This is a genomic window from Pandoraea fibrosis (assembly GCF_000807775.2).
Lineage (GTDB): Bacteria > Pseudomonadota > Gammaproteobacteria > Burkholderiales > Burkholderiaceae > Pandoraea > Pandoraea fibrosis.
Window position 1 is genome coordinate 3336070 of record NZ_CP047385.1, and the last position, 25400, is coordinate 3361469.

The window sequence follows — 25400 nt, forward strand, 5'->3', positions numbered from 1 at the left end:
GCTTGACGACGAGGAGGACTTCGACGCGGACGTCTTGGCATTGCGAGCCGGCATGGCGAACTCCGTTCTGGCTTGCCGCCGGCAGGGAGTGCGCGCCGTATGCGGCAGAAAGAGGAGGCGGCGAAGGGCCGGTCGGCCCCTCGCCGTTACGTCAACATGACATCAGGCGTTTCGAAGAATATAACGCACGCCACGTATGAGTCCCGTGATCTACGACAAGTTGCGTGCGGACGTTGTCATCGGACGCGAAGTCGATTCACCGAGAGGGCGCGGGAATGCCCGATGCCGGCGGGAGCGCGGGGACTGCCGGGGGCGGCGAGGGCTTGCGCGCGTGCCAACTGATTCGCCGGAATGGTTGTTCGCGACCGGAGAGCGTCAGCGCGATGTGGGTGATCCAGCGTTGTGTCGGCACCCGTTCGCCGTGCAGCCACATCACGAGGACGAAGAGACTCGCCGCCATCGGCAGGGTCTTGAGGTTGGGCGCCTCGTCGTGCCGTGTGAACCACGCAAACGCTGCGCAGACGGCAAAGCCCACCGCGCAGCCGGCGACCGACTCCGAAATCGAGTGTGCCGAGAGCGCTACCCGTGATGCACCGACGGCTATGCTGGCCACGACCACGGCGGCCATGCCGAGCACACGCCAGAGCCAGGTGAGACGGCGCAAGAGCAGCCAGAAAATGACCGGGTATACCGTCGCGGCGAGCATCGTATGACCGCTCACGCCGGTGAAGTCGAGTTCGCGCACGCCGAGGCCCCAGCCGAGGAACATGACTTTGGAGGCCGCGACGACGAGCGACGCCACGCCAAACAGCGCCACCCAGGTGAACGCCATGCGCCACGCGCGGGCGCAGAGCAACCAGAGGGTCAGAGCGGCAGCGGCGGGCACTGTGACGGCCGCGCCGCCGAAATTGGTGATAGTGATCCAGGAGCTAGACATGACTACCGTAAAACGGCCCGATGGCAGAGGGCTTCGGGCGAAAGCGCTATCTTACGCGCGCCACTGCACCGGCAACAAATCGTGACCCAAAGCAGCGCGGACTGACGTTGTCGGACACCACTTGTTGCGGATCGTTCGATGAGGTCTTACGGCGCGTTGCGTCGAGGGCCACCCCTGCGCAATTCGAGAGCTGCTCCGACGGCAATGGCATAGTACGATGGCCGCGGATGTGGCCCCCGACACATCGCCCGAGGAGATTTCATGGTTTTTCAAGCGGCGCACGAGACGCCATCCCGCTCCCGCAACGACGCGATCGATCTGTTGCGCGGCCTGTCCATTCTGTTCGTGGTGGTTCATCACCTCGCGCTCAGGTTTCGGTTACCTCTCGGGCCGAGCCTGTTGGGCGATGTGCTGCCAGAACGCGTCATCAACGGCCTGAGCTTCAACGGTTACGAAGCGGTGTTCGTGTTCTTCGTCATTTCCGGTTTTGTCATCACACGTCGTTCGCTGGCGCGTTATGGCTCGCTTGACGCGCTGCGCTGGCGCAATTTCTATGCCTTGCGCGCCGTGCGCATCTTCCCGCTGCTGTTGTTGCTGCTGGCGTTGCTTGCCGTCATGCACTGGATGGCGGTGCCGGGCTTCATCATCAACAAGCCGGGGCAATCGCTCGCGGGGGCATTGGGCGCCGCACTCACCATGACGCTGAACTGGTACGAGGGCCGCACGAACTGGCTGCCCGGTGCGTGGGATGTGCTCTGGTCGCTGTCCATCGAAGAGTGTTTCTATCTGGCTTTTCCGTGGTTCTGTCTGGTGCTGCGCGGCCCGTGGCGCGTGCTTGCCCTTGTGGTGCTGGCCCTGTCGCTGCCGTGGACGCGCGCCGCGCTGCAAGGCAATGACATCTGGCAAGAGAAGGCGTACCTGCCCGGCATGGCGGCGATCGCGTGGGGCGTGCTCACCGCATTGGCAATGCACCGCGTGACGCTGCCGCGCGGTGCGGCGCGCGCGGTCGGTGCGGCGGGCGTGGCCGGCCTGATCGCAGTGGTTTTTTTCGGCGATGTATTGGGGCGGTGGCTGCACGACTACCTCATGCTGTTGCTCTGCGCGAGTGCCGCGCTCTGGCTTGCTGCCGCGCATGGGTCGACGCGGGCGGTGCCGGGCGGTCTGCGCTGGCTCACACAAATGGGGCGGTGGAGTTACGAGATTTACCTGAGCCACATGTTTGTCGTGTTGGCCGTAACGCCGGCCTACCTCGCGGTGGCGGGCGGCGACATGCGCTGGACTTTCCTCGTCTACCTACCGGTCCTGGTGGTATGCACGGTCCTCGGCGGCGTGCTGCACCGCTATGTCAGCGGCCCGGCAGCCCGGCGCCTGTTACGTCGCCAAGCCGTGCCAACGGTGGCCGGCGCGATGTGATTTGGCGACAGTCGGCTTCGTTCCCTTATGACGAAGGCGGTGACATGAGGCGCACTGATGGATTGTGCCAAAACGGCCATCAAGCGCTTGCGTCATCGCGGATTCTCTCAACTACGCTGGGAACGTTCACAAATGGCGGCACTTTGACGACTATTGAAGTACCTATTGGGTGATTTCCCGTTAATTTTCGCCCGTCCGCCCCGTAGACTGCGTCGTTTCCGAATTTGTTTCTTCGAGCGATGTCTTTCTCTTCTCCTTCCTTCAAGCGTACGTGCGCCGCGTTGGACGGCGGTGCACGCGGCCTGCGGAAGCAGGGCGAAGGCCGCCGCTCTCGCTGGCCTGCCTTGTTCGTCTGGCTATGCATGGCCTTGCCGTTGTCCGCGATGGCCAGCGTGAGCGATACGAACGACACATTGCGTCAGCATCCGCGCCTGACGCCGTCATTGGCGTCCTCCCATGCCACTTCTTCCGCATCGGGGGCGAGTGCGTCGTCGACGAGCGGCGCCACCACGCGCTATTCCGTTTGCAGTCAGGCCATGCCGCTGTATCCCGCCTCGGTGAGCGCCAACGCTTTGCGTTGCCAGACGGTGGCGCTCACCGCGCGATCGAACACGCTCAGGTCTACGCCGAGACCCGCGCCGATGCTGCGTGCCTCGCGAGCCCTTGTCATGCCGGTGACCTATTCGCGCATTTCGTCCGATTACGGCACGCGCTATCACCCCGTGCGGCGCGTGAAGCATTCGCATACGGGCATCGATCTTGTAGCCCCGCACGGCGCGCCGGTGCGTGTGATAGCGCAGGGCGTGGTGAAGACGATCGGTTATGAGAGACGAGGCTTCGGGCGCTACGTCGTGATCGAGCATCGCTACGACAACGAGACGATCTACGCCCACTTGTCGGCCACCGCGCGAGGGCTGCGCGTCGGCCAGACGGTCAAGGCGGGGGATGTGATCGGCGCGGTCGGCAAGACCGGCATGGTGACCGGCGCGCATCTGCATTTCGAACTTCGCAGGGACGGCGTGCCGGCCGATCCGCGCCCGCTGCTTCGCCGCACCGCCAACGCAAGTCAGGCGAATACCGTCGTCAACAACGTCTGTCAGGGGTTGCTGGAAGACCTGCCATCGTGCCATGCGCCCGGGCGAGCGGGGGCTGCCGAGCGCTGGCAGTACTCGCCGCTCTGAGATTCACCTCGACGCCCGGCTTCCGGGAATAAAACGACATACCCGCCGGTATTACGGATAACGGCGCGCCCGAAACCCGTCATGGTGACGAGCCGGGCAGCGCGTCTATCCCGCGGAGGTGTGTCATGAGTCGCAACGAAAACGACAAGCCGGACGTCACGTCTGACGAAGCCGGTCCGGTCCCTGCCGGCGAGGCGTCGCCCACGATGTCGCGGCGCAGGGCGATGGCTTGTCTCGCGTGGGCGGGCGCAGGCATCCTGTGGACGCTCGACGGCGGCGTGCCGCGTGGCATCTCGCTTGGCACTGCTGCCGCAGCGGAAATGCCGGCCAGCCATGCGCTCACTTTCGTGCAGATCAGCGACAGCCACATCGGCTTCAACAAAGCCCCGAATCCCGATCCGGCTGCCACGCTCCAATCCGCCATCGAGCGGATTCGGGGGGCGTCGGAGCGCCCGGCGTTCATGCTGCATACCGGCGACGTCAGCCATCTCTCCCGCCCCGAGGAATTCGATATCGCGCAGCAGATCGTGAACGGCGCGGGGCTGGAGACGCATTACGTGCCCGGCGAACACGACGTCATCGGCGACGACGGCCGCACGTTCTTCGCGCGCTTCTCGCCGGACACCAAAGGCCTTGGCTGGTACAGCTTCGATCAGCGGGGCGTGCACTTCGTCGCGCTCGTCAACGTGCTCAATCTGAAGGCCGGGGGCATGGGGTATCTCGGCGACGCGCAACTCGCATGGCTCGCTGCCGACCTCAAGGGACGCTCCCACAGCACACCGCTCGTGGTGTTTACGCACATGCCGCTGTGGTCGGTCTACCCCGCCTGGGGATGGGGCACGGACGATGGCGATCGCGCGCTGGCCTTGCTCCGGCCGTTCGGTTCGGTCACGGTGCTCAACGGGCATATCCATCAGGTCCTTCAGAAAGTGGAGGGCAATGTGCGGTTGCAGACCGCGATGTCGACCGCGTTCCCGCAACCCGCGCCGGGCGATGGCCCCGGCCCCGGACCGCTGAAGGTCGAGGCCTCGCAATTGCGGCAGACGCTCGGCATTCGTCGCGTCGACTTCACCACGCTCGATGGCGCGCCGTTGCTCGGCGACACCACGTTGGCGTCATGACACAGACCGCTTCCGGAGACCTCTCATGAAATCGCTTCTCCCGAGCACACACGGCATGCAGCGGCGCCAATGGCTGCGTCATGTGGCCGTAGTCACCATAGCGACCGCAGGTACGCTTGCTCTGACACTGCCCGCGCCGGCGAACGCCGCCGAGGCGGATGCCGTTCACATCGACAACTTCACGTTCTCTCCGGCCACGCTCACCGTGCGGGCAGGCACACGGGTCACCTGGACCAACCGCGACGATGAACCGCACACCGTGACCAGCTCGGGCAACCCGCGCGCGTTTGCGTCCGGGGCGCTCGACACCGACGGCACGTTCTCGTTCGTCTTCGACAAACCGGGGACGTATCCGTATTACTGCGCGATTCATCCGCACATGACCGGTGTGATCATCGTGAAATAGTCATTTGCCTGACCGGATGTGATTCAATGAGCCCATTGGCGTCGCGCTCGCGACACCTGACCGATTCACTCGGGCACTGCGTTGCCCGTTCTCGGGAGACCCCGGTGACCGACGCTGAAAAACCCGGCGCACAGGCGTCGGGACGGTTCGAAGCCCTGGCGTTGCCGCATCTCGATGCGGCGTACAACCTCGCGCGATGGCTGTCTGGCAGCGCGAGCGATGCCGACGATATCGTGCAGGAAGCCTATCTGCGCGCGCTGCGTTTTTTCGACGGCTTTCGCGGCGAGAATGCGCGGGCGTGGTTGCTGGCCATCGTGCGCAACACCTGGCTGACGGAGTGGCGCCGCCGTTCCGATGCGTCGGACGGCACACCGTTCGACGAGGCCACGCACGGTCTGCACGGCGATGCGAGTTTGCCTGGTTGGGACGACACGACGCCCGGCGATCCCGAAATGCTGGCGGTTCGCCGCGACGAATGTGCGCTGGTACGCGACGCGCTGGCCACGCTGCCGGTCGTCTTCCGCGAGGTGCTGGTGTTGCGTGAGATGGAGGACATGAGCTACCGGGAAATCGAGACGATCGTGGGGGTGCCCGCCGGCACGGTCATGTCGCGTCTGGCCCGCGGCAGACAGATGTTGGCCGCCGCCGTGCGCGCCGCGCGGGACACGGTGCACAAGCCCGCCGCCGCGACATCGAGCACGCCGTCGGCGCAGATCACACGTCTCACACGTCTGCCGCTCGACGGCACCACCCGGGGAGGACGCGATGAATAAGCCCGACGAACCCAACGACACGACCCAGGCGGGCGGGATGACGGACAAGTCCGCTGGCGCGACACCTGCCACACCGGTGGCTGGCGAGGCCACGACGCTCGGCAAGATGTTGCGTGACGGCTCGCTGCGTCACGAGGCACCGCAGTCACTGCGCGAACGCCTGCGCGACGAACTGGCCCATGCCGAACGTCACGTGAGTCCTACCCCCGACGCGACCGCTACACCATCGGTATCGCCGCGGCCAGAGCCGAAGCCCGAAACCACGCCGGTCAGGTCGAATAAGCCCGACAAACCCGGGAAGCCGCCGGAGGCCGCCTGGGGGCCGAGTCTGGCACCGTGGCTGTTTGGCGGGGCAGGGGGAGCATTGCTTGGCGGCATGGCCGTGGCGATGGCGTTGCTGGTGGCGCGGCCGCCTGCGCCGCCGCAAGATCCGCAGGAGATGCAGGCCAGCGTCGGACTGCAACCGCAGGAGATCGTGGCGAGTCACGTGCGGGCGTTGCTGTCGCAACACCCGATCGATGTGGTCTCGACCGACCAGCACACCGTCAAGCCGTGGTTCAACGGGCGCATCGACTATGCGCCGCCTGTGGTGAACCTCGCGGACAAAGGCTTCCCGTTGGAGGGAGGGCGGCTCGATTACGTGGGCGGACGCACCGTCGCGGTGCTCGTCTATCGGACGGACAAGCACCCGATCGATCTGTATGTGTTTCCCGCACGCGACAAGGGATCGGCGGCACCGACGATCAGTGGCACGGATGGGTACACCATCGCGCGTTGGCGACGCGCGGGCATGACGTACTGGGCCATTACCGATGCCGAAGCGTCGCATCTGCGTGTGTTTGTGGAGGCATTGCAGGCGGCGACCTGATATCGTGACGGCTATCGTTTTCCCCCGGAGTCCGTCATGTCGCAAGATCCGTCGCCCAATGCCCCGGTGAATCCGGCGTGGCAAGCCGCGCAGTACGTCAAGTTTGAAGACGAGCGCACGCGTCCTGTGCGCGATCTGGTGGCTGCCATTCCTACCATCGAGGATCGCGATGTCAAACGCGTGGTCGATATCGGCTGCGGCCCGGGCAATTCCACGCAAGTGCTCGCTGCGCGTTATGCGCAGGCGCAAGTGCTGGGCCTGGATAGCTCGCAGGACATGGTCGATGCGGCGCGTGCCCGCCTGCCGCAGTTTCGCTTTGACGTCGCCGATATCGCCCAATGGAAGGACGGGCCGTTCGACGTCATGCTCGCCAATGCGGTCTTGCAATGGCTACCCGATCACGAGACGCTGTATCCGCGTCTGATCGACTGTCTCGCGCCCGGCGGCTCGCTCGCGGTGCAGACGCCCGACAATCTCGACGAACCTGCACATCAACTCATGCGCGAAGTGGCAGCCGATCCCCGCTGGGCGTCGTCGCTCAGGGGCACGGAACGCACGGCGCGGCATGGCGCAACGTTCTACTATCCGTTGCTGCGCGCCCTATGTTCGCGCGTCGACATCTGGCGCACCACGTACTATCACCCGCTCGCTGGCGGTGCGCCGGCGATTGTGGAATGGTTCAAGGGCAGCGCATTGCGGCCGTTCCTCGCCAAGCTCGACGACGCGTCGCGCGACGCTTTCCTGACGCGCTATACCGAAGAAATCGCGAAGGCTTATCCGTCGCTGGCCGACGGTACGGTGTTGCTGCCGTTCCCGCGACTCTTTGTGGTGGCCACGCGCTGAGGGGCCGGTGGCCGCACGGCGATGGAGCGCCGGTGTAAAGTAGCGGGCATGAATGCCCTGTACCAACCCATTGCGCCGTTCCGCAATGCCCCGCTGTACTGGCGCTCGTCGCTGGTGCCCGGCGGGGACATGCTGACGGCCGAATACAACGACCACACCTTTGCGCCGCACTGGCACGATGCGTACACGTTCGCGTGTATCGTCGAAGGCGCAGAGCGCTACGCCTATCGGGGCGGCGAGCATGTGGCAGACGCCGGGTCGGTCGCCATCATTCATCCCGGCGAAGTGCATACCGGCGCGCGCGAGACCGACTTCGGGTGGCGCTACAGAGTGTTCTATCTGCCCGTCAGCTTTGTGCAGGGGGTGCAGCGTCAGTTGAGCAGTCCCTTGCCGGGGCTGATGGCGTCCGAGGGCGCCTTGCCGTGGTTCGGCGAGAACGTCATCTACGACAATCAGGCGATGCAGCGGCTGATCGAAGCCCACCGTCTGTTGCAGACCGGGGCGGACCCGCTGCTGGCGGAAAGCGTGTTGATCGAGGCGGTGTCGATGATGCTGATTCGTCATGCGCAGGCAAACGTGCCGGAGATGCCGGCACATCGTGACGCCGTGCGCGTCGAGACGATGAAGGCGCGACTCTCGGCCGATCTCACCGAATCACTCTCGCTCACGGCGCTGGCCGAGGCCGTCGATCTCTCACCCTTTCATGCCGCACGGTTGTTCTCACGCGAGACGGGCCTCGCGCCGCATGCGTGGCGCAATCAGCTGCGTCTGGTACGCGCGTTGCCCGCCCTTCGGGCGGGGACGTCGGCCACCGACGTCGCGGTGGCACACGGGTTCAACGACCTGTCCCATTTCACTCGTCATTTCCGGCGTGCGTTCGGCGTGTCGCCCGGGAAGTGGAGCGTTCGGCCGAAGGAGTGAGGTCGGTGGCCCTCTCGTTGGCAGCGTCATGCACCCACGTCAGGAAGTCCCGTAACGGCCGCGACTTGTCGGCATCGCGCGGCACCAGTGTGACGTAAGTCGCGCCTGGCACCTGAACGTCCGGAAAAGGCATGGCCAGACGGCCGGCGGCCAGTTCGCGCCCGAGCGTCGGCGTGCAACCGATCCCCAGTCCCAGCCTGTCGATGACGGCTTGCAAGCTCACGTGGTAGTGGTCGAAGCGATGGAATCGCACTGGCCGCAAAGCGGGCACGCCGGCGGCACTCAGCCAGTCCTCCCACGCGCCCACGCGGGTCTGTGTCGCGACGAAGGCATGCTTCGCGAGATCCTTCAAACGCCGTAGGGGGATGGCGTCGAGCAGCGCGGGCGCAGCGACGACGCTCGCCTGCTCGGTGAACAGCACGGCCTTCTCGTAGGGCTGCCATTCGGGACGCGGCGGCGGATCGCGCCGCATCGCGACATCGAAGCCGCCGCGAAACGCCGGGTCGGCGCTGCTCGATGTGGTCACGACCACTTGCACGTCGGGATGCGACGCGTGAAACGCGGGCAAGCGTGCGATCAGCCAATGCATGGCGAGCGTGGTTTGCGCATTCACGCGCACGATACGGGTTTGCGGCGCTTTGCCGAAGCGCAGGGCAGCATCGTCAATCCGGTCGAATGCCGCACTGATCTCGGCGGCGAACGCGCGGGCATGGTCGGTTGCGACGTTACGTTGCCCCTGCCTGACGAACAACGTCTGCCCAAGCCAATCTTCCAGCAGCGCGATCTGACGGCTCACCGCCCCATGAGTGATCGACAATTCCTGCGCGGCCGCGCTGAGACTTTCGGCGCGTGCGGCCGTCTCGAACACACGTAACGCGTGCAACGGGGGGGGTTGACGACGCGACATCCTGAGCCCTCATCGGTGACATGACATTGGAGTTGTGACTTTTTATCACGGAACTCATGCCAATTTGTCGATGGTGTGAGTCTTCGTCATGCTTTATCGTCCTACTCATGGCTCACGCGGCACAAGGCGGGGTGAGCGCGCAGGCAAACGACGAGGCAAGCATGCTGGCAGGGCTATTCGGGCTTTATGAGGGACACGCGTGGGGGATGGCGATGATTGCCGTCGTGGGTACGGCGGCGGGAGCGGTGAGCGGCGTGGTCGGCACCGGGTCGTCGATGATGCTGCTTCCCGTGCTGGTCTACACGTATGGTCCGAAGCAGGCTGTGCCGATCATGGCCGTCGCTGCGATCATCGGAAACGTCTCGAAGGTGCTGGCCTGGTGGCGCGACATCGACTGGCGCGCCGTGATGGCTTACTCGCTGCCCGGCGCGCCGGCCGCGGCACTTGGCGCACGCACCCTGTGGAGTCTGCCGGCCACGGTCGTCGACATCGCGTTGGGACTGTTCTTCATCGCCATGGTGCCGGCGCGGCACTATCTGCACCGCAAGCAATGGCGACTTGCGCTCTGGCAGTTGGCGGCTGCCGGTGCGCTCATCGGCTTCCTCACCGGCATCGTGCTCTCCACGGGGCCGCTCAGCGTGCCGGCGTTTGCCGCGTATGGCTTATCGGGGGGCGCATTCCTCGGCTCGGAGTCGGCCAGTTCCGTGCTGATCTACGTCGCCAAAGTGCTGATGTTCTCCGACCTTGGCGCATTGCCGCCCGAGGCGTGGGCCAACGGACTGATCGTCGGCCTGACGTTGATGCTCGGTACCGTTCTCGGCAAGCACTTCGTGCTGGGCCTGACCCCGGCAGTGTTTCAGCGCTTGCTCGATACGATGCTCGTCGTCTCCGGCGGCGTGATGCTCAGCGCCGCTTGGCGTTGACGTTCACGCCCGTTCGAGGCGGGCGGCGATCAGGTTGAGCGCCGACCAGAGGGTGATGGCGACACCGCCGCCCTAAGCCGGGCACCGGCATTGGCACGGCCCAAGTCTGCGCAACGTAGGTAACGCGCAACGTCCGCGCGATCACCCGGTCAGAAGGATGAGCAAGATTGCCCTCAAACCCGGCAATGCGGCGACAATGGCGTGCGGATTTCCCGCCGGAGCCAGACATCATGCTGACGGTTCATCACCTGAACAACTCCCGCTCTCAGCGCGTGCTATGGCTGCTCGAAGAGCTGGGCGTTCCGTACGAACTGCGCCGTTACGAGCGCGACCCCAAGACCATGCTCGCCCCGCCGGAATTGCGTCAGGTGCATCCGCTAGGCAAGTCGCCGGTGGTGACCGACGGCGAACTGACGCTGGCCGAGTCGGGGGCAATCATCGAGTATCTGGTGGAGCGCTACGGGCAGGGCAGGCTCGCGCCGCCACGCGACACGCCGCAGCGGCTGCGTTGGACGTACTGGCTGCACTATGCGGAAGGATCGGCGATGCCGCCGCTCTTGCTCAAGCTTGTGGCGTTGCGCATTGCGAGTGCGCCGATGCCGTTCTTCGTGCGGCCCATCGCCCGCAAGATCAGCGATACCTTGCAGTCGAGCTTCGTCGACCCGCAGTTGACACTGCATTTCGGGTACGTCAACGACGCGTTGACGAAGACTGGCTGGTTCGTCGGCGACAGTTTCAGCGCGGCGGACATTCAGATGAGCTTTCCGCTCGAAGCCGCCACCGCGCGTGCCGACGGGCAAACGTCGTGGCCCGCCATTGACGACTTTCTCAAACGTATCCATGCCCGAGACGCGTATCAACGTGCGCTGGCGCGCGGCGGACCGTATGAACTGCTAAGCTGATCGCTCGCCAATGCAACGCTAACGCCACCCAACTCAAACATCATGAAAACGCCCATCGCTTCGAGGCTTGCCATGGCCGTCGCCGCTGCCACTCTCTCGGTCGTCGCGACCGTTTCCGTTCACGCCGCCGAGGGCATGCCGCCGGTGCCCGGCGCCGCCATTTCTGCGGCTGTCGCAGCACCCGCTGTGTCGGCGTCGCAGATGGCGGCCAACAAGCAGGCAGTGCTCGCGTTCTACGACGCCGGCCTCAACCGCAAGGATTTCGAGGCAGCGCGACAGTATCTCGGCGCGCAGTACATCCAGCACAATCCGAACGCGGCCGATGGTGTTGAAGGGTTCGGCAAGTTTCTGGACTTCCTGCGCAAGAATCAGCCGGACTCGCATAGCGATATTGTCCGGGCGTTCGCCGATGGCGATTACGTGATTCTGCATGTGCGCAAGGTGCCCCATCCGGGGGATCTGCCCATCGCCATCGTCGACATTTTCCGTCTGGACAAGGGCAAGATCGTCGAGCACTGGGACGTGTCGCAACAGGTCCCGGCAAAGACCGTCAGCGGCAACCCGATGTTCTGATCAGGCGGCTGCGGCGAATCATGCCTGCCCGGAGAACAACCGTTTGCAGTGCTCCAGATAGGCGGCTTCGTGTTCGCTTGTGAGTTGCACAACGCTGTTCCAGAGCCATACCGGGGAATCGATCGACTTTGATCGGTTGCGCAGCAGATCGGCCTGCCACGCGCGACAGGTGGCGTTGTCCATCTGCCGCGCGTGCGCCTGCCCGACGACACGTCCAAGATAGCGGGCCACCTCGGCGGCGTCGTCGCGGGTGAGCGTCTCGATGTCGAGCTTCAGATCCTGCGGAAGGAGTTCACGGATCACGATCGAGCGGTCCATGAAGCGCGCTGCCCGCATCCGCTCGCCCAGCGACGGCGAGAGATGGCGGGCACCTTTGACCACACGCTCGGCGTTGTCGCGCGGCATGCGCACCCCCGAGTAGCGCGGTGCAGCGGCTTTCACACCTTCTTTCAGATCCATCAGACACAGATCGTCGCCTTGTACCACGCCGCCGTCTACGTCGAGCAGCACGGCGTAACGCAGACGCCCCAGAGAACTGCATCCTTTGACCCAGTAAGCGGCGTCGAGCACCTCGACATGCCCGTCACTCGGGCGTCCGCGCAGCGATGTCGCGAGGCTGGCGATGGCGTCGACCTGAAACAGCGCATCGATGTCCTGTTGCTCCGCCTTGCTGAGCGGCCAGAAGCGGCGGCCCAGCGGAATCTTCGGACGAATGTCCTCAATACGCTCCAGCGCGAGATGCTTCCACGAGCGCTTGACCGCGCGCCGCATGATGAGATCGACGATGGCAGGCCGCGTGTCGTCTTCCTTATCGGTCTTCCCGGTCTTCGCTTTGCCGATGCGCTTGCCCGATTTGGATTTGCGTGGTGCGTCGCCGTTTGCAGCGTCTTCGTCGCGCTCGAACGCCGAGGCATAGCCATGCGTGAGCGCTTCGAGCATCTGAATGATGGTCAGGCCAGACAGCGCTGAGCCGCGCGCGGCGCTGGCCAGCGAGAGCGCCAGTCGGATCAGGTCGTGGACGGGATTGCCGATGACGGTCTGATCGAGATCCCGGATCAGCACATCGACGCGGCCATGCGCATCGGCCAGCGGGCCGAGATTGCCGGTATGGCAGTCGCCGCAGATCCAGATGGCCGGTCCTTGCGGCAGATTGACATCGGCCTCGTCGAGCCATTCGTAAAAACGGGCCGTGCTGCCTCGCACATAGGCGTGAGGCGAGCGCGCCATCTTGCGCTCGCGCTCACGGGTGAGTCGTTCCCACCGGACCTCGGGTGTGGCCCATCGTGTCTTCTTGCTGCGCTTGCCGTTCGCCATTCGACGCTCCCTGAGTGCACACCGCCCGGCCGTCTGTGCTGCCGGGGCGATGTCGTGCCCCCAGTGTCGGTGAAATGTCCGCCAAGTGGCAAGCCGCGAGCGTGCGTCGACCTCGGCGAGGGGGGCGTGTCGCGCCCCTGGGCACCCTCGAATGTCATCCGGGTAATGCTCAGGCACAACGCCCCGCGTCATGCCCGAGTCATGCCCGAGTGATGCGTTAGCCGGCCGAAGCACACACGTCGACAATCTGCTCGCGCAGCCAACGATGCGCCGGGTCGACGTCACGCCGTGCGTGCCATATGGCCTGAAAGGGGAACGGCGGGATCGGGAAGGGAGCGGCGAAGCGGCGCAACTGGCGGTCGTGACGCAACGGTGCCACCGAGCGCTCGGCCACCGTGAGCACAAGGTCGGTGCCGGCGATCAATTCGGGGGCGATGCTCCAGTGCGGCAACGTCACGGCAACGCGTCGCGCGTGTCCTAGTCCCGCAAGCGCCTGATCGATTTCGTTGTCCGGCCCCGGGCGCATTGCCACGAGCACATGCGGCCGTGCGAGCCATGCCGCCAGTGACAGACCGCCGCGCGTGGGCAATGTCGCACGGTCGGCCACACAGACGAACGATTCGTTGAACAGCGTCTGCGTCTGTAGTTCGCCGGGCAAATCATGGAACACCCCCAACGCCAGATCGATTTCGCCATCAAGCAATTGAGTGAGCATCGCCTCGCGACTAGCTTGCGACGAAGCCAGGTCCACGCCCGGCGCTCGCTCACGCAGACGCCGGGTCAGCGCAGGCAATGCCACGCGCGCGCCATAGTCGGACAACGCCACGCGAAACGTGCGTCGTGCTCTGCGCGCGTCGAACGCCGGGGCGTGCAATAGCCCCTGCAACTGATCCAACGCGTCTTCGAGCGGCCGTCGAAGTTCGATGGCCCGCGCCGTCAACGTCAGTCCGCCATCTCGCCGCACCAGCAGCGGATCGTCGAAGATTCCCCGCAATTGCGCCAATGCGTGACTCACGGCCGGTTGGCTGCGATGCAACCGCAACGCCGCGCGCGATACGTGACGCTCGGCGAGTAACGCGTGCAGCGTGAGCAGCAGATTCAGGTCGATCCGACGAAGATCATCCATTTGGCGAATAGTTTGTGTGAAAATTAAGAATTTCCATTATTGAAATGGATGATTCAGGCTAATGGCAAGTGATATTTACGTGAGAGGTCACACCATGAATCCTTCCTTTTCCTCCTCGCTTTCGTCCTCGCTTTCCGCCACCGCGTTGCTGCCGCTTGCCATCGCCATGCTCGCCGGCGCGGTCGTACCGTTTCAGGCAGGTAGCAATGCGGCACTGGGGCGCGCACTGGGTCATCCGCTTTGGGCAACGGTGGCGTCGCTACTGGTCAGTCTCATTGTGGTGCTGCCGGTATTGCTTGCCATGCGGGCCGGCGCCCCGGATATCGGTGCGGCCATCCGTGGGCCTTGGTGGCAGTGGATCGGCGGTATCGCGGGCGTTGCCTATATCACGGCGGCGCTGATATTGACGCCGCGTCTGGGCGCCGCAAATTTCATTGTGTGCGTGGTGGCAGGGCAAGTCGTGGCCTCGCTCGTCATCGACCACTTCGGACTGATGGGCCTGGCAGCCAGGCCAGCCAATCTGGCGCGCGTGGCAGGTGTGGCGCTCATCGTGGCGGGCATGCTCGTGGTGCAGTGGGGGACACGCGCCGCACCGGCAAGTGCGACGGCCGCTGTCGGGTCCTGAGCGCCTGGATGGCTCTGATATACGAGATTTGCGTTGTTTTGGTGCCATTGTCCATCCGTGGACAGCCTTGCTGCGTGGGTGTTTGCGGGCGGTTTGACGATTTCGTCGTCCGCACGCTCAAGTTTCGTCAAAAGGGCTCGTTAAGTCTCGTCAGGGGTACCGAGAGAGACAGTGGCCTGTTGCGCGTGCCGGCAGTGGGCTGAAATTACGATCCGCAGGACGAACCGCGCAAGGCAATGTTCAACAATCTGAGTATCAGCAAACGGCTCGCAGCCGCTTTTTCCATCAATGTCGTCATGTTGTTGGTGGTGGCTGTGGTGGCGGTGACGAAAATGGCGACGATGGACACGAATACCCAGCTCATCGTGTCCGACCTCAACAACAAGATTCTGGAGTTTCACGGGCTGAAGGATCGGGCGGCGAACATCGCCGTGGTGCTGCGCGATATCGTGATGTCGGAAGATGCATCGCAGCTCGACGCGCGTCTGGCCAGAATCGACGAACTGAACGCCGCCAACCGCAAGAGCATTGCGGGCATGGCGACGATCTTTTACACGGAGAAGGGCAAGGCGTTGTACCGCACGCTGACAGAAGCCAGCGCCGAATACGCGAAGCAGCTCGATGCCATCAAGGGGCTGGTGCGCAGCGGCAATTACGCGCAGGCCAAGACCGAACTGCTGGGGCCGGTGCAGAAGGCACAGTTGGCATTCTTCTCGCCGCTCGACGATCTCATGGGCGTGGGCAAGGCCGTCAGCGCCAAGGAAGCCGCCGATGCGAATGCCGCCTACGCGTCGGCGCGCCTGTGGTTGCTGATTGCGCTGCTGGCGTCCGTCGGGATCTCTGTGGTGTCGGGGGTGGCGATTGTCCGGTCGGTCACGCGTCCGGTGCGCGCTGCGGCGCAAGGAGCCGCGGCGCTCGCGAGCGGCGATCTGACGCATCGGGTGAAGGCGACGCAGTCCGACGAGATCGGGCAGATGGCCAACGCGCTCGACACGGCGGTCGAACAATTGGCGCATCTGGTGCGCAATATTCAGGGCGCGTCGGGGGCGATCGACAATGCCGCGCGGGAGATTGCGCAGGGCAACACCGATTTGTCGCAGCGTACCGAGGAGCAGGCGGCGTCGCTGGAGGAGACGGCGGCGTCGATGGAAGAGCTGACGTCGACCGTGCGTCAGAACGTCGAACATGCGATGCAGGCGCGCCGTCTGTCGCAAGACGCGTCGGGCGCCGCCGATGCCGGTTCGCAGAGCGTGCGTGCCGTCGTCGAGACGATGCAGGCGATGGCCAGCGCCTCGGCGCGCATGAGCGACATGATCAAGGCCATCGAAGGGATTGCGTTCCAGACCAATATTCTGGCGCTCAATGCGGCGGTGGAAGCGGCGCGCGCAGGTGAGCAAGGGCGAGGCTTCGCGGTGGTCGCCGGTGAAGTGCGCACGCTTGCACAGCGTTCGGCCGGCACCGCCAAGGACATTCGAGAACTGATTGCGGCATCCATCCAGCAGGTCGAGGACGGCACGTCGCGTGTCGAAGTGGCCGGCCGCACGATGGATCAGATCGTGGTGTCGGTGCGGCGCGTGAACGAACTGATCGCCGAGATTGCCGCCGCGAGCGAAGAACAGGCACGGGGTATCGAGCAGGTGAACCAGGCGGTTACGCAGATGGATCAGGTTACGCAGCAGAACGCCGCCCTGGTGGAAGAGGCGGCGGCTGCGGCCGAACATATGCGTCAGCAGGCCGCCGATCTGGTCGGCGAAACCGCGAAGTTCCGGGTGGACGGCGGCGACAGTCTTTCGCTCGATGCGCCCCGATATGCGCCGACGCTGACGGCGTTGGCCGGTACATCCCGGCAGGCCGGCCTTGAACCGACGGCGCAGCGCAGGGGACAACAGCGCGCAGCCGCCTGACGCCATAGCGTCAGGCGCGCTCGCGCAGCACATCACCCCCCGTCGGACATCAGGCCGCGGTGGCCGCCCTGGTGCCGAATTCGGCGTCGATGGCGGCGACCGCCTCCACCAACTGTTGCGCCAGCGTTGGCGATGCGCTCGTCATCGGTGCCCGCAACACGTCCATCAACAGCCCTTCGCGCGCGAGCCACGCCTTGACCGGGCCGGGATTCGCCTCCGCGAACAGCAGCTTCACGACCGGCATCAGCGCGTGGAACAGCGAGCGGGCCACGTCAAGCTGCTGCGCTTGGACTGCGCGATACAACGCTGCGAAGTGCGCCGGCCGGCAATGCGATGAGGCGATGATCGCGCCGTGACCGCCCATCGTCAGCGTGGACAGCAACTGATGATCCTCGCCCGCGAGAACGGACAAGCGGCCGTCGGCGATGAGCGCCTGTGTTGTGTGGGCGTTGCCGCCACAATCCTTGATCGCGCGAATGTTGCCGTGACCCGCGAGCGCGAGCAATGTCTCGAGCGTGAGCGTCGCGCCGGTGCGATAGGGAATGTCGTACAGCACGAGCGGTGCGCGCGAGTGGTCCGCCAGCGTCTGAAACCAGTCGACAAGCCCTGCCTGCGACGGTCGTATGTAATACGGCGCGGGGGTCAGCACGCCTGCCAACGGGAGCGTGTTGAAGGCGTCCAGGCGAGCGAGTGTGTGGCCCAGATGGTTGCCCGCTAGCCCGGCAATGACCGGCAAATCGCAGGCCTCTGCCAGCACGGTGTCGAACACGGCAAGCTGCTCGGCGTCGTCGAGGGCCGCCGCTTCGCCCGTCGTGCCGCAGATCACAAAGCCGGCAATCCCCGAGCGACGGTAATGGGCGACGAGCCGACGTAACGCAGCGTGGTCGACCGGTGTGTCGCCGCCATGGCGCAAGAATGGCGTAACGAGCGGCAGCCAGATGCCGCGAAAGGCCGGCGTACCGGCGGCGGTGTTCGAGGTGGACGACGCCGATGAGACCGGCGACGAGGCGTAATGGGTATGACGTTGCGCGACTTGCATGAGTGTCTCCCTGGACCGTACGTAGGCAAGGAACGTGGGGTGACCTGTACGGAAACCGAACAGCGGCGCGACGCAATGGGTCAGACGCGTGGGAGAACTTCAGGGCAGGGGCCGGGTGATGCTGGGTGCGCCAGGCGCAGGGCGGGACTGCCGGGTCCACGTGGCTATTCCGTCGCTCAACTGACGGAACAGCACGCTCCGGTCAGTTGAGCGACTGTTTTTTGCTTTTGACGAACGCACCCCGCTGTCCCATCGGGACAACGCGCAAACGCGGCGAGAGGTGGATGCTGGAATTCGTCATGCGGCGACTCTATACGCTTTGCGCGGGTGACGTCAAGCGCGTCGACAGTGGGCGTGGGGAGAGATCGTCGGCGAATATCCCGGGTGCGCGCGAATGCGACATTGAAATTTTGTAGCCGATCGCCGCAAGACATAGGAAGTTTCGATGACATAGCACCGAACGGCATCGCAGATCGCGTAGTCGAACGGGCATCATAGGGCCGGGACATTCCAACGACACGACTGCTTTTCCGGGAGGGCAATATGCAATCACGACACATCACCGCGCGCGGCGCATGGCTGGCCGGCGCTGCATTGCTCACGAGCTCTGTCGCCATGGCGCAGGAGTTGCCCAAGGGCGAACCCGCGCAGGGCGGGGGCACTGAGTTGGGGTCGCCTGTCGCAGGCGAAGACGTAACGCATTCCCCGGCGAAGGTGGTGCGCACGGCGCAGCCGACGGCAGGGCTCGATGCCGAGTTCGTCGACAACGCGCAAAAGGCGGGCAAGGCGGAAGTGCAGGCGAGTCAGGTGGCGTTGCAGCGTTCAAACAATGCCGCCGTCAAGCGCTTCGCACAGCAGATGGTGACGGACCACAGCAAGGCCAATGAAGCGCTGCGCCAACTGGCCGCGAAGAAGGGTGTGAGTGTGCCGAATGACCCTGGCGTCAATCCCGACGTCGAAGCGCTCAAGCGGAAAAAGGGGCGTGAATTCGATGTCGCCTATATCGCGCTTGTCGGACCCGAAGCGCACGAGAAGGCCGTCGCCCTTTTCCAGACGGAATCCGAAAAGGGGCAGGACCCGGACTTGCGCGAATTCGCGCGTCAGGCGCTGCCCACGCTACGCCATCATCTGAGCGAGGCGCGCGAAGTGTCCGCCAAGGTGGAGATGGGGAAATAAGGACGTATCGCTGGAGCGTCGCCGATGACCCGGAGGGGCGCCGGCGACGGACAATGCACGGCAATTACCGATATCAATCGGCATCAACCGGCAACCGCACGGTCGAGCGCAGCGATATCGATCTTGTGCATGGTCATCATTGCCTCCATGGCACGGCGCGCCATCGCGACGTCCGGGCTCGTGACGAGATCCAGCAGTCGCTGCGGCGTGATCTGCCACGAGAACCCCCATTTGTCCTTGCACCAGCCGCACGCCGATTCCGTGCCGCCATTGCCGACGATCGCGTTCCAGTAGCGGTCGGTCTCTTCCTGACTGTGCGTGAGCACCATGAAGCTCACCGCTTCGTTCGGCTTGAATTCGGGGCCGCCGTTCAGGCCGACGAATCGCTGGCCGAGCACGGTGAATTCCACCGTCAGATCGTCTCCCTGGCCGATGCCGGGAATCGGTGAGGCATGGCCCGCGTCGACATGACTATCAGGGAACGTTGCGGCATAGAAATTCGCCGCCTCACGAGCCTGTCCCTGATCGAACCACACACATGTCACTAGCTTCGTCATTGCAGTCTCCTGTCGTCTCCGCTGTCGTGAGCGGTCATCACGCCTTCCATGCTAGTCGACATCTGCCCGAGAAGGTAGGTCTCCATGTCGTCGAAACGAAAACCGACATCGACCGCGAATTGTTTTCCGGAATGTCGGGGGCTGGCTTTGAATCGCGGTTTCGCGAACGACGCCGCTCAAGCGCGAACATTATTAATAAGTCGTTGGATATGTGTCCGAACGGATTTTTATCGTTGGCGGAAATTCATTGCGCGACGACTCTATATCAACGCAATTCGAAGGTAAGAATTTTTTAATTCGTCATCCAATGTATTTTTCAAAGAATTGTTACGAATAAATCGCGCTGCATCAGTCCTTGCCGACCGTCGTCCGTCGACAAAACGCCCCGTGGTAAGGCCGCCACGGGGAGGATTACGGTGGTTGCCAATTTGAATTTGCCAAGTGACAATCAGCTTCACCACCCGGCAGCACAAAAAATAACGGAAAAGTCCGGGAAGGGGCGAAACGGATAAGAACGGGGATAAGATGGCCGCCAAATTGGTGAAGTATTCGCGCGACGGGGTGATTTATTACGAAATTCGAGGCGCTTTGCCGGACGGTACGAGATATGTGGAGCGGGTGGGATTTAGCGAACGAGAGTTGGAATTCCGGCATCTCGTAGCGGGCAGAATCAGGCTGCTGCGTACCGAGTACGCGGCGGCGTGCCGGAAATGCCGGTCCGAATGTGTGACGGATGTCGCCACGCCGGGCTGGGTGAAACAACTGATCTTTTGAGTCGCGCGCCGCAGAGCAGGCAATGGCCAGTGTTGTGTTGTCACGGTGATGAAATATTCACATGTTGAGATTGTCATATGCAGGTCCGACGCTTTGTGTCCGTTCGAAATAAATGGAATTCGTAACAAAAGACGTCCTGGCGAGTTGCATGGAGCTGCTGCTGGACGCGGTTTTTCTCGTCAATCAGGCCGGCACTCTGGTGTACGTGAGTCCGGCTTGCGAGCATATTCTCGGGTACTCCTCACAGGAATTGATGGGGCGCTCGATGATCGATTTCGTGGCGAAGGAAGACCGCGAGCGCACGATTGAAGAGTCGAAGCGGGTGATGTCGGGACAGCCGCGCATCGGCTTCGAGAATCGTTACCTCCACAAGGACGGGCATTACGTCCACATCATGTGGTCTGCCCGCTGGTCCGACGAACATGGACTGCGTATCGGGGTGGCGCGCGACGTATCGGCCAAGAAGCACGCCGAGGCGCTGCAACGCGCAACCTACTCGATCTCCGAAGCGGCGCACGACGCGGCGGACGTTCGCACCCTCTGCAAGGCCGTTCACGACACGCTTTCCACGCTGTTTCCCATCCACGCCATCGTGGTCGCGACGTGTGACGTCGAACTGATGACTTGGGAGCGGGCCTATCAGTATCGCGAGAGTGCTGACGTACCGGTGCTCGACTGGTCGCAGGCAGAGGCGCTGTCTACCCGGGCCACGAATGCTCAGCAAACGCAGTGGCGGCGATTCGAGACGGTGTCCGTCGATGGACGCGACCTGCCGTTCGCGCAGTGGCATGGAGACCCCCTTTCGCCCGAGGAAACCGCAGCGCCCGGCACGCATGCGTTGGCCGTGCTGCCCATGTACACGGCGCGGCGCGCGGTGGGCACACTCATGATCTACGGACCGTCCGGTGCGTTGCATGCGGAGACGGCGCAGCGCCTGCTCGCGTTCGTCTGCGATCAGACTGCGCTGGCGATCGAGCGCAAGCAACTGATCGACGACCTGTACAAGGCGGCACGTTTCGACGAACTGACCGGCCTGCCGAACCGCCGTACCTTTGGGGAGTTCGCCAGCGAGGCTGTGCGACGTGCGCAACGCACCAATGGCAAGCTGGCGCTGCTTTTTGCCGATGTTGACGGATTCAAGGGGGTGAACGACAGTCTTGGCCATGCCGCGGGCGACGTGCTGCTCAAAGAGATCGGCCGTCGGATGAAAGCGGGGGTGGCGGAGTGTGGTTTTGTGGCGCGTCACTCCGGCGACGAGTTTGTCGCTTTGGTCCAGGACGCGGAGATCGTGGAACGGATCGACTTTGCCGTGACGCGTCTGCGCTCGGAGATCGAGCAGGCCATCTCGGTGAACGACGCTAGTCTGACCGTGCGCGTGAGCGTTGGCGTGGCGGTGTTCCCCGACGATGGCGAATCAATGAGCGAACTCATTCGTGTGGCCGATCAGCGCATGTATGCGAACAAGTCCGAGCGCAAATCCGGCGGCGCCAGCTTTCTGGAACGGTTGATGTAAGGCGCGTCGGGACGTCCGCCATGGGGGGCCATGGCGCGGGCTTACCCAAGTGTCTGCGTCGGCCAGACCATTTCGATTTCGACGGCGATCGAGCGTGCCAGACCATCGAGGTCAGGGAACAGCGATGCGTTCGTCACGTTCATCCGGTAGAGCCATTTCATGGCGTCCGCGCGCAGTGCGACCGGCAGCACGATCTTGCGCAGCAGCGGCTCGTCGCTTTCGTAGCCGTCGAGAATGCGATGCAGCGGCCGGTCGATCACCCCCGGCACAACCAAGGTGCCCGATTGCGCGATCAGGCGGCCATCCATCTCTTCCGGCTCGCCGAACCAGACCACTTCATTGTCGTTGCCGAGAAAGTACTTCTCCATGTTCCCTTTCACACGCGGATCGATCGTATCGCGCGTGAGCCACGGCGCATGGCGCGGGCGGGCGCGGTCGTCGTACAGCGCAGGGGTATTCAGGGCGAAGATGGCCGAATCGCTCGTCGCGCGCTCCAGCGCGAAGAAGGCGGCGACGAAGGGCGACTTCGTGAAGTCCAGCAAACGGGTGGGGGCGCCGTGGTGTTGCATCAGCCCGAGGCAACGCAGGTCGTCGTGCAGCAGTTCGGGCCAGGGCACATGGTTATGCGCCTTGCGCCGGAAGATGCGGATGGCACGCGCTTCGCGACTGCGCCACTGCTCCTTGTCGGACACATAGGCGTGCAGATACCGCGAGAGCGAACTTTGCAGGTGCCAACGCGCATCCTGCTGCCCGCGAAAGGCCCAACCTTCGAAGCGGGAGGACAATTCCATGAAATCCTTCCAGCTTTCGACGACGGTGGTGTCCATAGTGGGCGAAATCCTTGAGTTGGCGTGCCATGACGCCATGCCATTTTTGTGAGGACGCCAAGGCACCGCAAGCGATGCATGGCGTCGGCCACTATAGTACGGCGTCTGTGACAGCTCAAGCGTGCGTCGTGCGAAACCGGGAAACCGCGAGATCAACTTACCCGGCCGTTGCGCGGTCTGCCAGACTCGCCAGCCACGCCCCCCCATACAGACCGAGACCGAAGACGCTGTGCGTCATGAGGCTGCGCAGTCTGGCCTGTGCGGGGTTGGGCGCCTTCGATGCCGCAATGCCTGCGCCGAGCGCCGGTTGCAAGACGAAGAACGGCGCCACGATGGTGACAATGCCGAAGGCCAATGCCGGCACGAGCGTAGGCGCGCGCAGCCACGCCGGGCCGGCGAGACCGACGAGACAGGCAGCGAACCCCACGCCAATGGCGTAATGGGCGAACCATCCCAATGCCCTTTCCCCTGCGACCGGCAACGCGTGCCCAATGCCCGCGTGGGCGAAACGTCCGGTCCGCATATGTCCCAGCCATCGGCCGACCAACGCGTAATCGAGCGATGCCATGCCAAACGCACGTCGTAGAAACACCGCCCAGAGGTCCATCACTACGGTAGCGAAAATGCCCATCGCCAGCACCTGAGCGACGAGGAACGACAGAACTTCGGGGGCGGTTGTCATGTTCGACTCCTGAATGCCAGTGGAGCGGCAGGCTGAGCAATGCCGCCGCGATTGAGGCACTATACGAACTCAAGTCAACTTGAAGTCAAGCGGGGGCGTCGACATGACACTGGACATTGGCGAAGTCGTGGCGCGGGCAGGGGTGCCGCCGTCGACCTTGCGCTATTACGAGGAGAAGGGGCTGATTGCAGCGACGGGGCGGCGCGGGTTGCGTCGTCAGTACGATGCGTCGGTCTTGCAGACGTTGGCGCTGATCGCGCTGGGCCGAGCCGCCGGGTTTTCGCTGGACGACATCGCCGGGATGTTGCTGCCGCAAGGCAAAGCGAGCATTGATCGCGCGAGGCTGACGGCAAAAGCCGATGACATCGACCGGACCATACGGCAACTGAGCGCGCTGCGCGACGGGCTGCGACACGCGGCCGTCTGCCCCGCGCCGGAGCATTTGGCGTGCCCGCAGTTTCAACGGCTCATGCGGCTCGCCAGCGTGAAAGGGGGGAGGATAGCCGCGACGGACCCGCCATCGCTGTCACGCCGCAAGGCGACCGCGAAACGGTAGAAGCGGTAGAAACGGGGGACGTGAAGCGTGCCGGCAGCAACGGGCGGGCATCCCGGAGGTGACCGCCCGTGGTTCATTGCATCGGGCAAACGCTCGCGAGACTGCGCGGCGTTGCAGGCGTCGCACGCAACTCGCGCTGCGTTTCCGGTGTGCCGATGAGCGTCATCAACCCGCAGGCGAGCGATCCGCGCCAGTGGAGGTAATCGTGACCAGTCGCTGTCGACGCATACGTCACGTCATACCCCTTCGCGCGCAATACGTCGCGCATGTGCCGGCCTGACGTGCCGATGCCGGTCGGCCCGCGCCGGTCTTCGAACAGTCCCGACTCAAGGTAGAACTTCACTGGCAGACGTGGGCCGTCGGCGTACTGGCGGATCAGCCAGCCGGACTCGCGCGTTGCGGTGTCGCCTTGTGACGGTGCCCACCAATAGGACCCCGACTGCGACAGCACATTACCGAACCACTGGGGGGCAATGTGCGCCGCCCATGCGGAAGCCAGCCCGCCATAGCTGGACCCGGCGACCACGGTGCGTGTAGCGGGTGCCGACACGCCTTGTGACTTCGCCCACGGCATCAACTCGTCGGACAGGAACCGCGCGAACGCCGGATTCGGTGGCAACTCCTTGCCTCGCGTGCCGCCGTCGATAACGCCGACGATCAGCGCAGCCGTGCGCGGAATTCGTCCCTCGGCGATGAGGTTGTCGAGAATGACGGGCGTGGGTACCGTGTTCACATAGGCATGCGCGTCGAATACGACGAGCAAGCCTTGCGAGGCATCGTCCGCGCGATACCCGGCAGGACGATAGAGGTAGACATCGCGCGTGTTGCCCAGCGCTTTACTGGTAAAACGTATCGCCTGCACGGCGCCGGCGGGCACGTTCGCGCGCCGATCGATCCATGGTTGGGGCGGCGCGCCCGGCAGGGTGACCGACGACTTCACACTGCGCTTGCCATCGAACCCTTCAACGATGAACGGGTGACGATTAAGCGGGTCGGCCTGTAACGTTTTCACCACGGCACGGCGACGTTCCATCGCGGTACCTTCCAGATCGGGAACGTCCGGCGCGAGCTGATACGACAGACGCGCCGAGTCGGGCACGACGTAGCTTCGGTACCAGACATCGCTGGTGCCGAGTTGACGCATATCGTCATGGTCGCCCGAAGGGGCCCCCAGAATGCGCACGTTACGCGGATGCCCGCGCCACAGGAACGTCAGCAGCGAGACTTTACCGGGCGGCTGCGCCAGCAGCGACGCCGACTCATCGCCCGTCACCGTCCCTTGCGGGATGGCTTCGATCATGGGCGTGCCCGACGTGCTGACTTCCTGCCAGAACGCATCGGTGCTGCCGCCTGCGCACAATGAGGCATTCAATGCCAGCAAACGCGGGCTGACGAGTCCAAGCCGGTATTTCGGCGCGTGCAGATCGCCGGTACACGCGTCATGCGACGTTTTGGGGGGGAGCGTGCCCGCCTGAACGTCGGTCACGGCAACGCTCATCAGCGTAACGATGGCCGCGAGTGCGGCGCGGGTCATGGGAC

26 protein-coding genes are annotated in these 25400 nt (G+C 64.1%); 17 read left to right on the plus strand and 9 right to left on the minus strand.

Features of this window, described 5'->3' with window-relative positions; translation table 11 throughout:
* Window positions 1-256: 256 nt before the first annotated feature.
* Window positions 257-937 carry a phosphatase PAP2 family protein gene (locus PI93_RS14710; RefSeq protein WP_039365861.1) on the minus strand — a complete coding sequence of 227 codons (681 nt, stop codon included), beginning with the start codon at window positions 935-937 and terminating at the stop codon, window positions 257-259.
* A gap of 261 nt (window positions 938-1198) precedes the next feature.
* Here PI93_RS14710 and PI93_RS14715 point away from each other — a divergent pair, with 261 nt between their 5' ends.
* From PI93_RS14715 to PI93_RS14750, 8 genes are all read left to right on the plus strand, one after another.
* Entirely contained in the window at window positions 1199-2350 is a 1152-nt protein-coding gene (locus PI93_RS14715) for an acyltransferase family protein (RefSeq protein ID WP_039365859.1), read from the plus strand.
* Between the two features lie 239 nt (window positions 2351-2589).
* On the plus strand, window positions 2590-3531 hold the full coding sequence (locus PI93_RS14720; protein WP_080759006.1) for a M23 family metallopeptidase: 942 nt from the start codon (window positions 2590-2592) through the stop codon (window positions 3529-3531).
* A gap of 125 nt (window positions 3532-3656) precedes the next feature.
* Window positions 3657-4652, plus strand: a complete 996-nt coding sequence (locus PI93_RS14725; RefSeq protein ID WP_080759005.1) for a metallophosphoesterase family protein — start codon at window positions 3657-3659, stop codon at window positions 4650-4652.
* A 25-nt stretch (window positions 4653-4677) separates the two neighbouring features.
* On the plus strand, window positions 4678-5058 hold the full coding sequence (locus PI93_RS14730) for a cupredoxin domain-containing protein (protein WP_201278395.1): 381 nt from the start codon (window positions 4678-4680) through the stop codon (window positions 5056-5058).
* Between the two features lie 104 nt (window positions 5059-5162).
* Window positions 5163-5831 carry an RNA polymerase sigma factor gene (locus PI93_RS14735; RefSeq protein WP_039365855.1) on the plus strand — a complete coding sequence of 223 codons (669 nt, stop codon included), beginning with the start codon at window positions 5163-5165 and terminating at the stop codon, window positions 5829-5831.
* Window positions 5824-6699 (plus strand): anti-sigma factor family protein, encoded by an 876-nt coding sequence (locus tag PI93_RS14740; protein WP_052240379.1) that lies wholly within the window; start codon window positions 5824-5826, stop codon window positions 6697-6699. Before PI93_RS14735 ends, PI93_RS14740 begins: the two co-directional genes overlap by 8 nt.
* A gap of 36 nt (window positions 6700-6735) precedes the next feature.
* Entirely contained in the window at window positions 6736-7542 is an 807-nt protein-coding gene (gene tam, locus PI93_RS14745; protein ID WP_052240378.1) for a trans-aconitate 2-methyltransferase, read from the plus strand.
* A gap of 48 nt (window positions 7543-7590) precedes the next feature.
* Entirely contained in the window at window positions 7591-8463 is an 873-nt protein-coding gene (locus tag PI93_RS14750; protein ID WP_039365853.1) for an AraC family transcriptional regulator, read from the plus strand.
* Here PI93_RS14750 and PI93_RS14755 read toward each other — a convergent pair.
* Window positions 8396-9370: a LysR substrate-binding domain-containing protein gene (locus PI93_RS14755; RefSeq protein ID WP_039365851.1), complete on the minus strand. Its 975-nt coding sequence runs from the start codon at window positions 9368-9370 to the stop codon at window positions 8396-8398. The two genes, PI93_RS14750 and PI93_RS14755, sit on opposite strands and share 68 nt — an antisense overlap.
* 206 nt (window positions 9371-9576) lie before the next feature.
* On the opposite strand from PI93_RS14755, the gene PI93_RS14760 reads away from it, so the two are divergent.
* From PI93_RS14760 to PI93_RS14770, 3 genes are all read left to right on the plus strand, one after another.
* The gene (locus tag PI93_RS14760; protein ID WP_039365849.1) at window positions 9577-10293 is read left to right on the plus strand and encodes a sulfite exporter TauE/SafE family protein; all 717 of its coding nucleotides are present in this window, start codon (window positions 9577-9579) and stop codon (window positions 10291-10293) included.
* 230 nt (window positions 10294-10523) lie between these two features.
* Window positions 10524-11195, plus strand: a complete 672-nt coding sequence (locus PI93_RS14765) for a glutathione S-transferase (RefSeq protein ID WP_039365846.1) — start codon at window positions 10524-10526, stop codon at window positions 11193-11195.
* Between the two features lie 135 nt (window positions 11196-11330).
* On the plus strand, window positions 11331-11768 hold the full coding sequence (locus PI93_RS14770) for a nuclear transport factor 2 family protein (RefSeq protein ID WP_150598748.1): 438 nt from the start codon (window positions 11331-11333) through the stop codon (window positions 11766-11768).
* An 18-nt stretch (window positions 11769-11786) separates the two neighbouring features.
* On the opposite strand, the gene PI93_RS14775 is transcribed toward PI93_RS14770, so the two are convergent.
* Both PI93_RS14775 and PI93_RS14780 read right to left on the minus strand, forming a co-directional pair.
* Window positions 11787-13082, minus strand: a complete 1296-nt coding sequence (locus PI93_RS14775) for a DUF2252 family protein (protein ID WP_039365842.1) — start codon at window positions 13080-13082, stop codon at window positions 11787-11789.
* Between the two features lie 217 nt (window positions 13083-13299).
* Window positions 13300-14208 (minus strand): LysR family transcriptional regulator, encoded by a 909-nt coding sequence (locus tag PI93_RS14780; protein WP_039365840.1) that lies wholly within the window; start codon window positions 14206-14208, stop codon window positions 13300-13302.
* Window positions 14209-14302: 94 nt separating this feature from the next.
* On the opposite strand from PI93_RS14780, the gene PI93_RS14785 reads away from it, so the two are divergent.
* Both PI93_RS14785 and PI93_RS14790 read left to right on the plus strand, forming a co-directional pair.
* Complete coding sequence (locus PI93_RS14785; protein WP_039365838.1) at window positions 14303-14833, plus strand: DMT family transporter; 531 nt, start codon at window positions 14303-14305, stop codon at window positions 14831-14833.
* Between the two features lie 236 nt (window positions 14834-15069).
* Window positions 15070-16737 carry a methyl-accepting chemotaxis protein gene (locus PI93_RS14790; RefSeq protein WP_052240377.1) on the plus strand — a complete coding sequence of 556 codons (1668 nt, stop codon included), beginning with the start codon at window positions 15070-15072 and terminating at the stop codon, window positions 16735-16737.
* A gap of 49 nt (window positions 16738-16786) precedes the next feature.
* Here the strand turns inward: PI93_RS14790 and dapA are convergent, their stop codons facing one another.
* Window positions 16787-17776, minus strand: coding sequence for a 4-hydroxy-tetrahydrodipicolinate synthase (gene dapA, locus PI93_RS14795; protein WP_080759003.1), 990 nt, complete (start codon window positions 17774-17776; stop codon window positions 16787-16789).
* A gap of 543 nt (window positions 17777-18319) precedes the next feature.
* On the opposite strand from dapA, the gene PI93_RS14800 reads away from it, so the two are divergent.
* The gene (locus tag PI93_RS14800; protein ID WP_039365836.1) at window positions 18320-18952 is read left to right on the plus strand and encodes a DUF4142 domain-containing protein; all 633 of its coding nucleotides are present in this window, start codon (window positions 18320-18322) and stop codon (window positions 18950-18952) included.
* Between the two features lie 83 nt (window positions 18953-19035).
* On the opposite strand, the gene PI93_RS14805 is transcribed toward PI93_RS14800, so the two are convergent.
* Entirely contained in the window at window positions 19036-19509 is a 474-nt protein-coding gene (locus PI93_RS14805) for a VOC family protein (RefSeq protein ID WP_039365834.1), read from the minus strand.
* 525 nt (window positions 19510-20034) lie between these two features.
* Between PI93_RS14805 and PI93_RS14810 the strand changes: the two genes are divergently transcribed.
* Window positions 20035-20283, plus strand: a complete 249-nt coding sequence (locus PI93_RS14810; RefSeq protein ID WP_039365833.1) for a hypothetical protein — start codon at window positions 20035-20037, stop codon at window positions 20281-20283.
* 148 nt (window positions 20284-20431) lie between these two features.
* A complete protein-coding gene (locus PI93_RS14815) occupies window positions 20432-21796 on the plus strand; it encodes a sensor domain-containing protein (RefSeq protein WP_052240376.1) in 1365 nt (454 codons plus the stop codon).
* Between the two features lie 41 nt (window positions 21797-21837).
* Here the strand turns inward: PI93_RS14815 and PI93_RS14820 are convergent, their stop codons facing one another.
* A complete protein-coding gene (locus PI93_RS14820; RefSeq protein WP_039365832.1) occupies window positions 21838-22623 on the minus strand; it encodes an FRG domain-containing protein in 786 nt (261 codons plus the stop codon).
* 157 nt (window positions 22624-22780) lie between these two features.
* Window positions 22781-23305 (minus strand): DUF2938 domain-containing protein, encoded by a 525-nt coding sequence (locus PI93_RS14825; RefSeq protein WP_039365830.1) that lies wholly within the window; start codon window positions 23303-23305, stop codon window positions 22781-22783.
* A gap of 103 nt (window positions 23306-23408) precedes the next feature.
* Between PI93_RS14825 and PI93_RS14830 the strand changes: the two genes are divergently transcribed.
* Window positions 23409-23861 (plus strand): helix-turn-helix domain-containing protein, encoded by a 453-nt coding sequence (locus PI93_RS14830; protein WP_039365828.1) that lies wholly within the window; start codon window positions 23409-23411, stop codon window positions 23859-23861.
* Between the two features lie 73 nt (window positions 23862-23934).
* On the opposite strand, the gene PI93_RS14835 is transcribed toward PI93_RS14830, so the two are convergent.
* Window positions 23935-25395, minus strand: a complete 1461-nt coding sequence (locus tag PI93_RS14835; protein WP_052240375.1) for an enterochelin esterase domain-containing protein — start codon at window positions 25393-25395, stop codon at window positions 23935-23937.
* Between the last annotated feature and the right edge of the window lie 5 nt (window positions 25396-25400).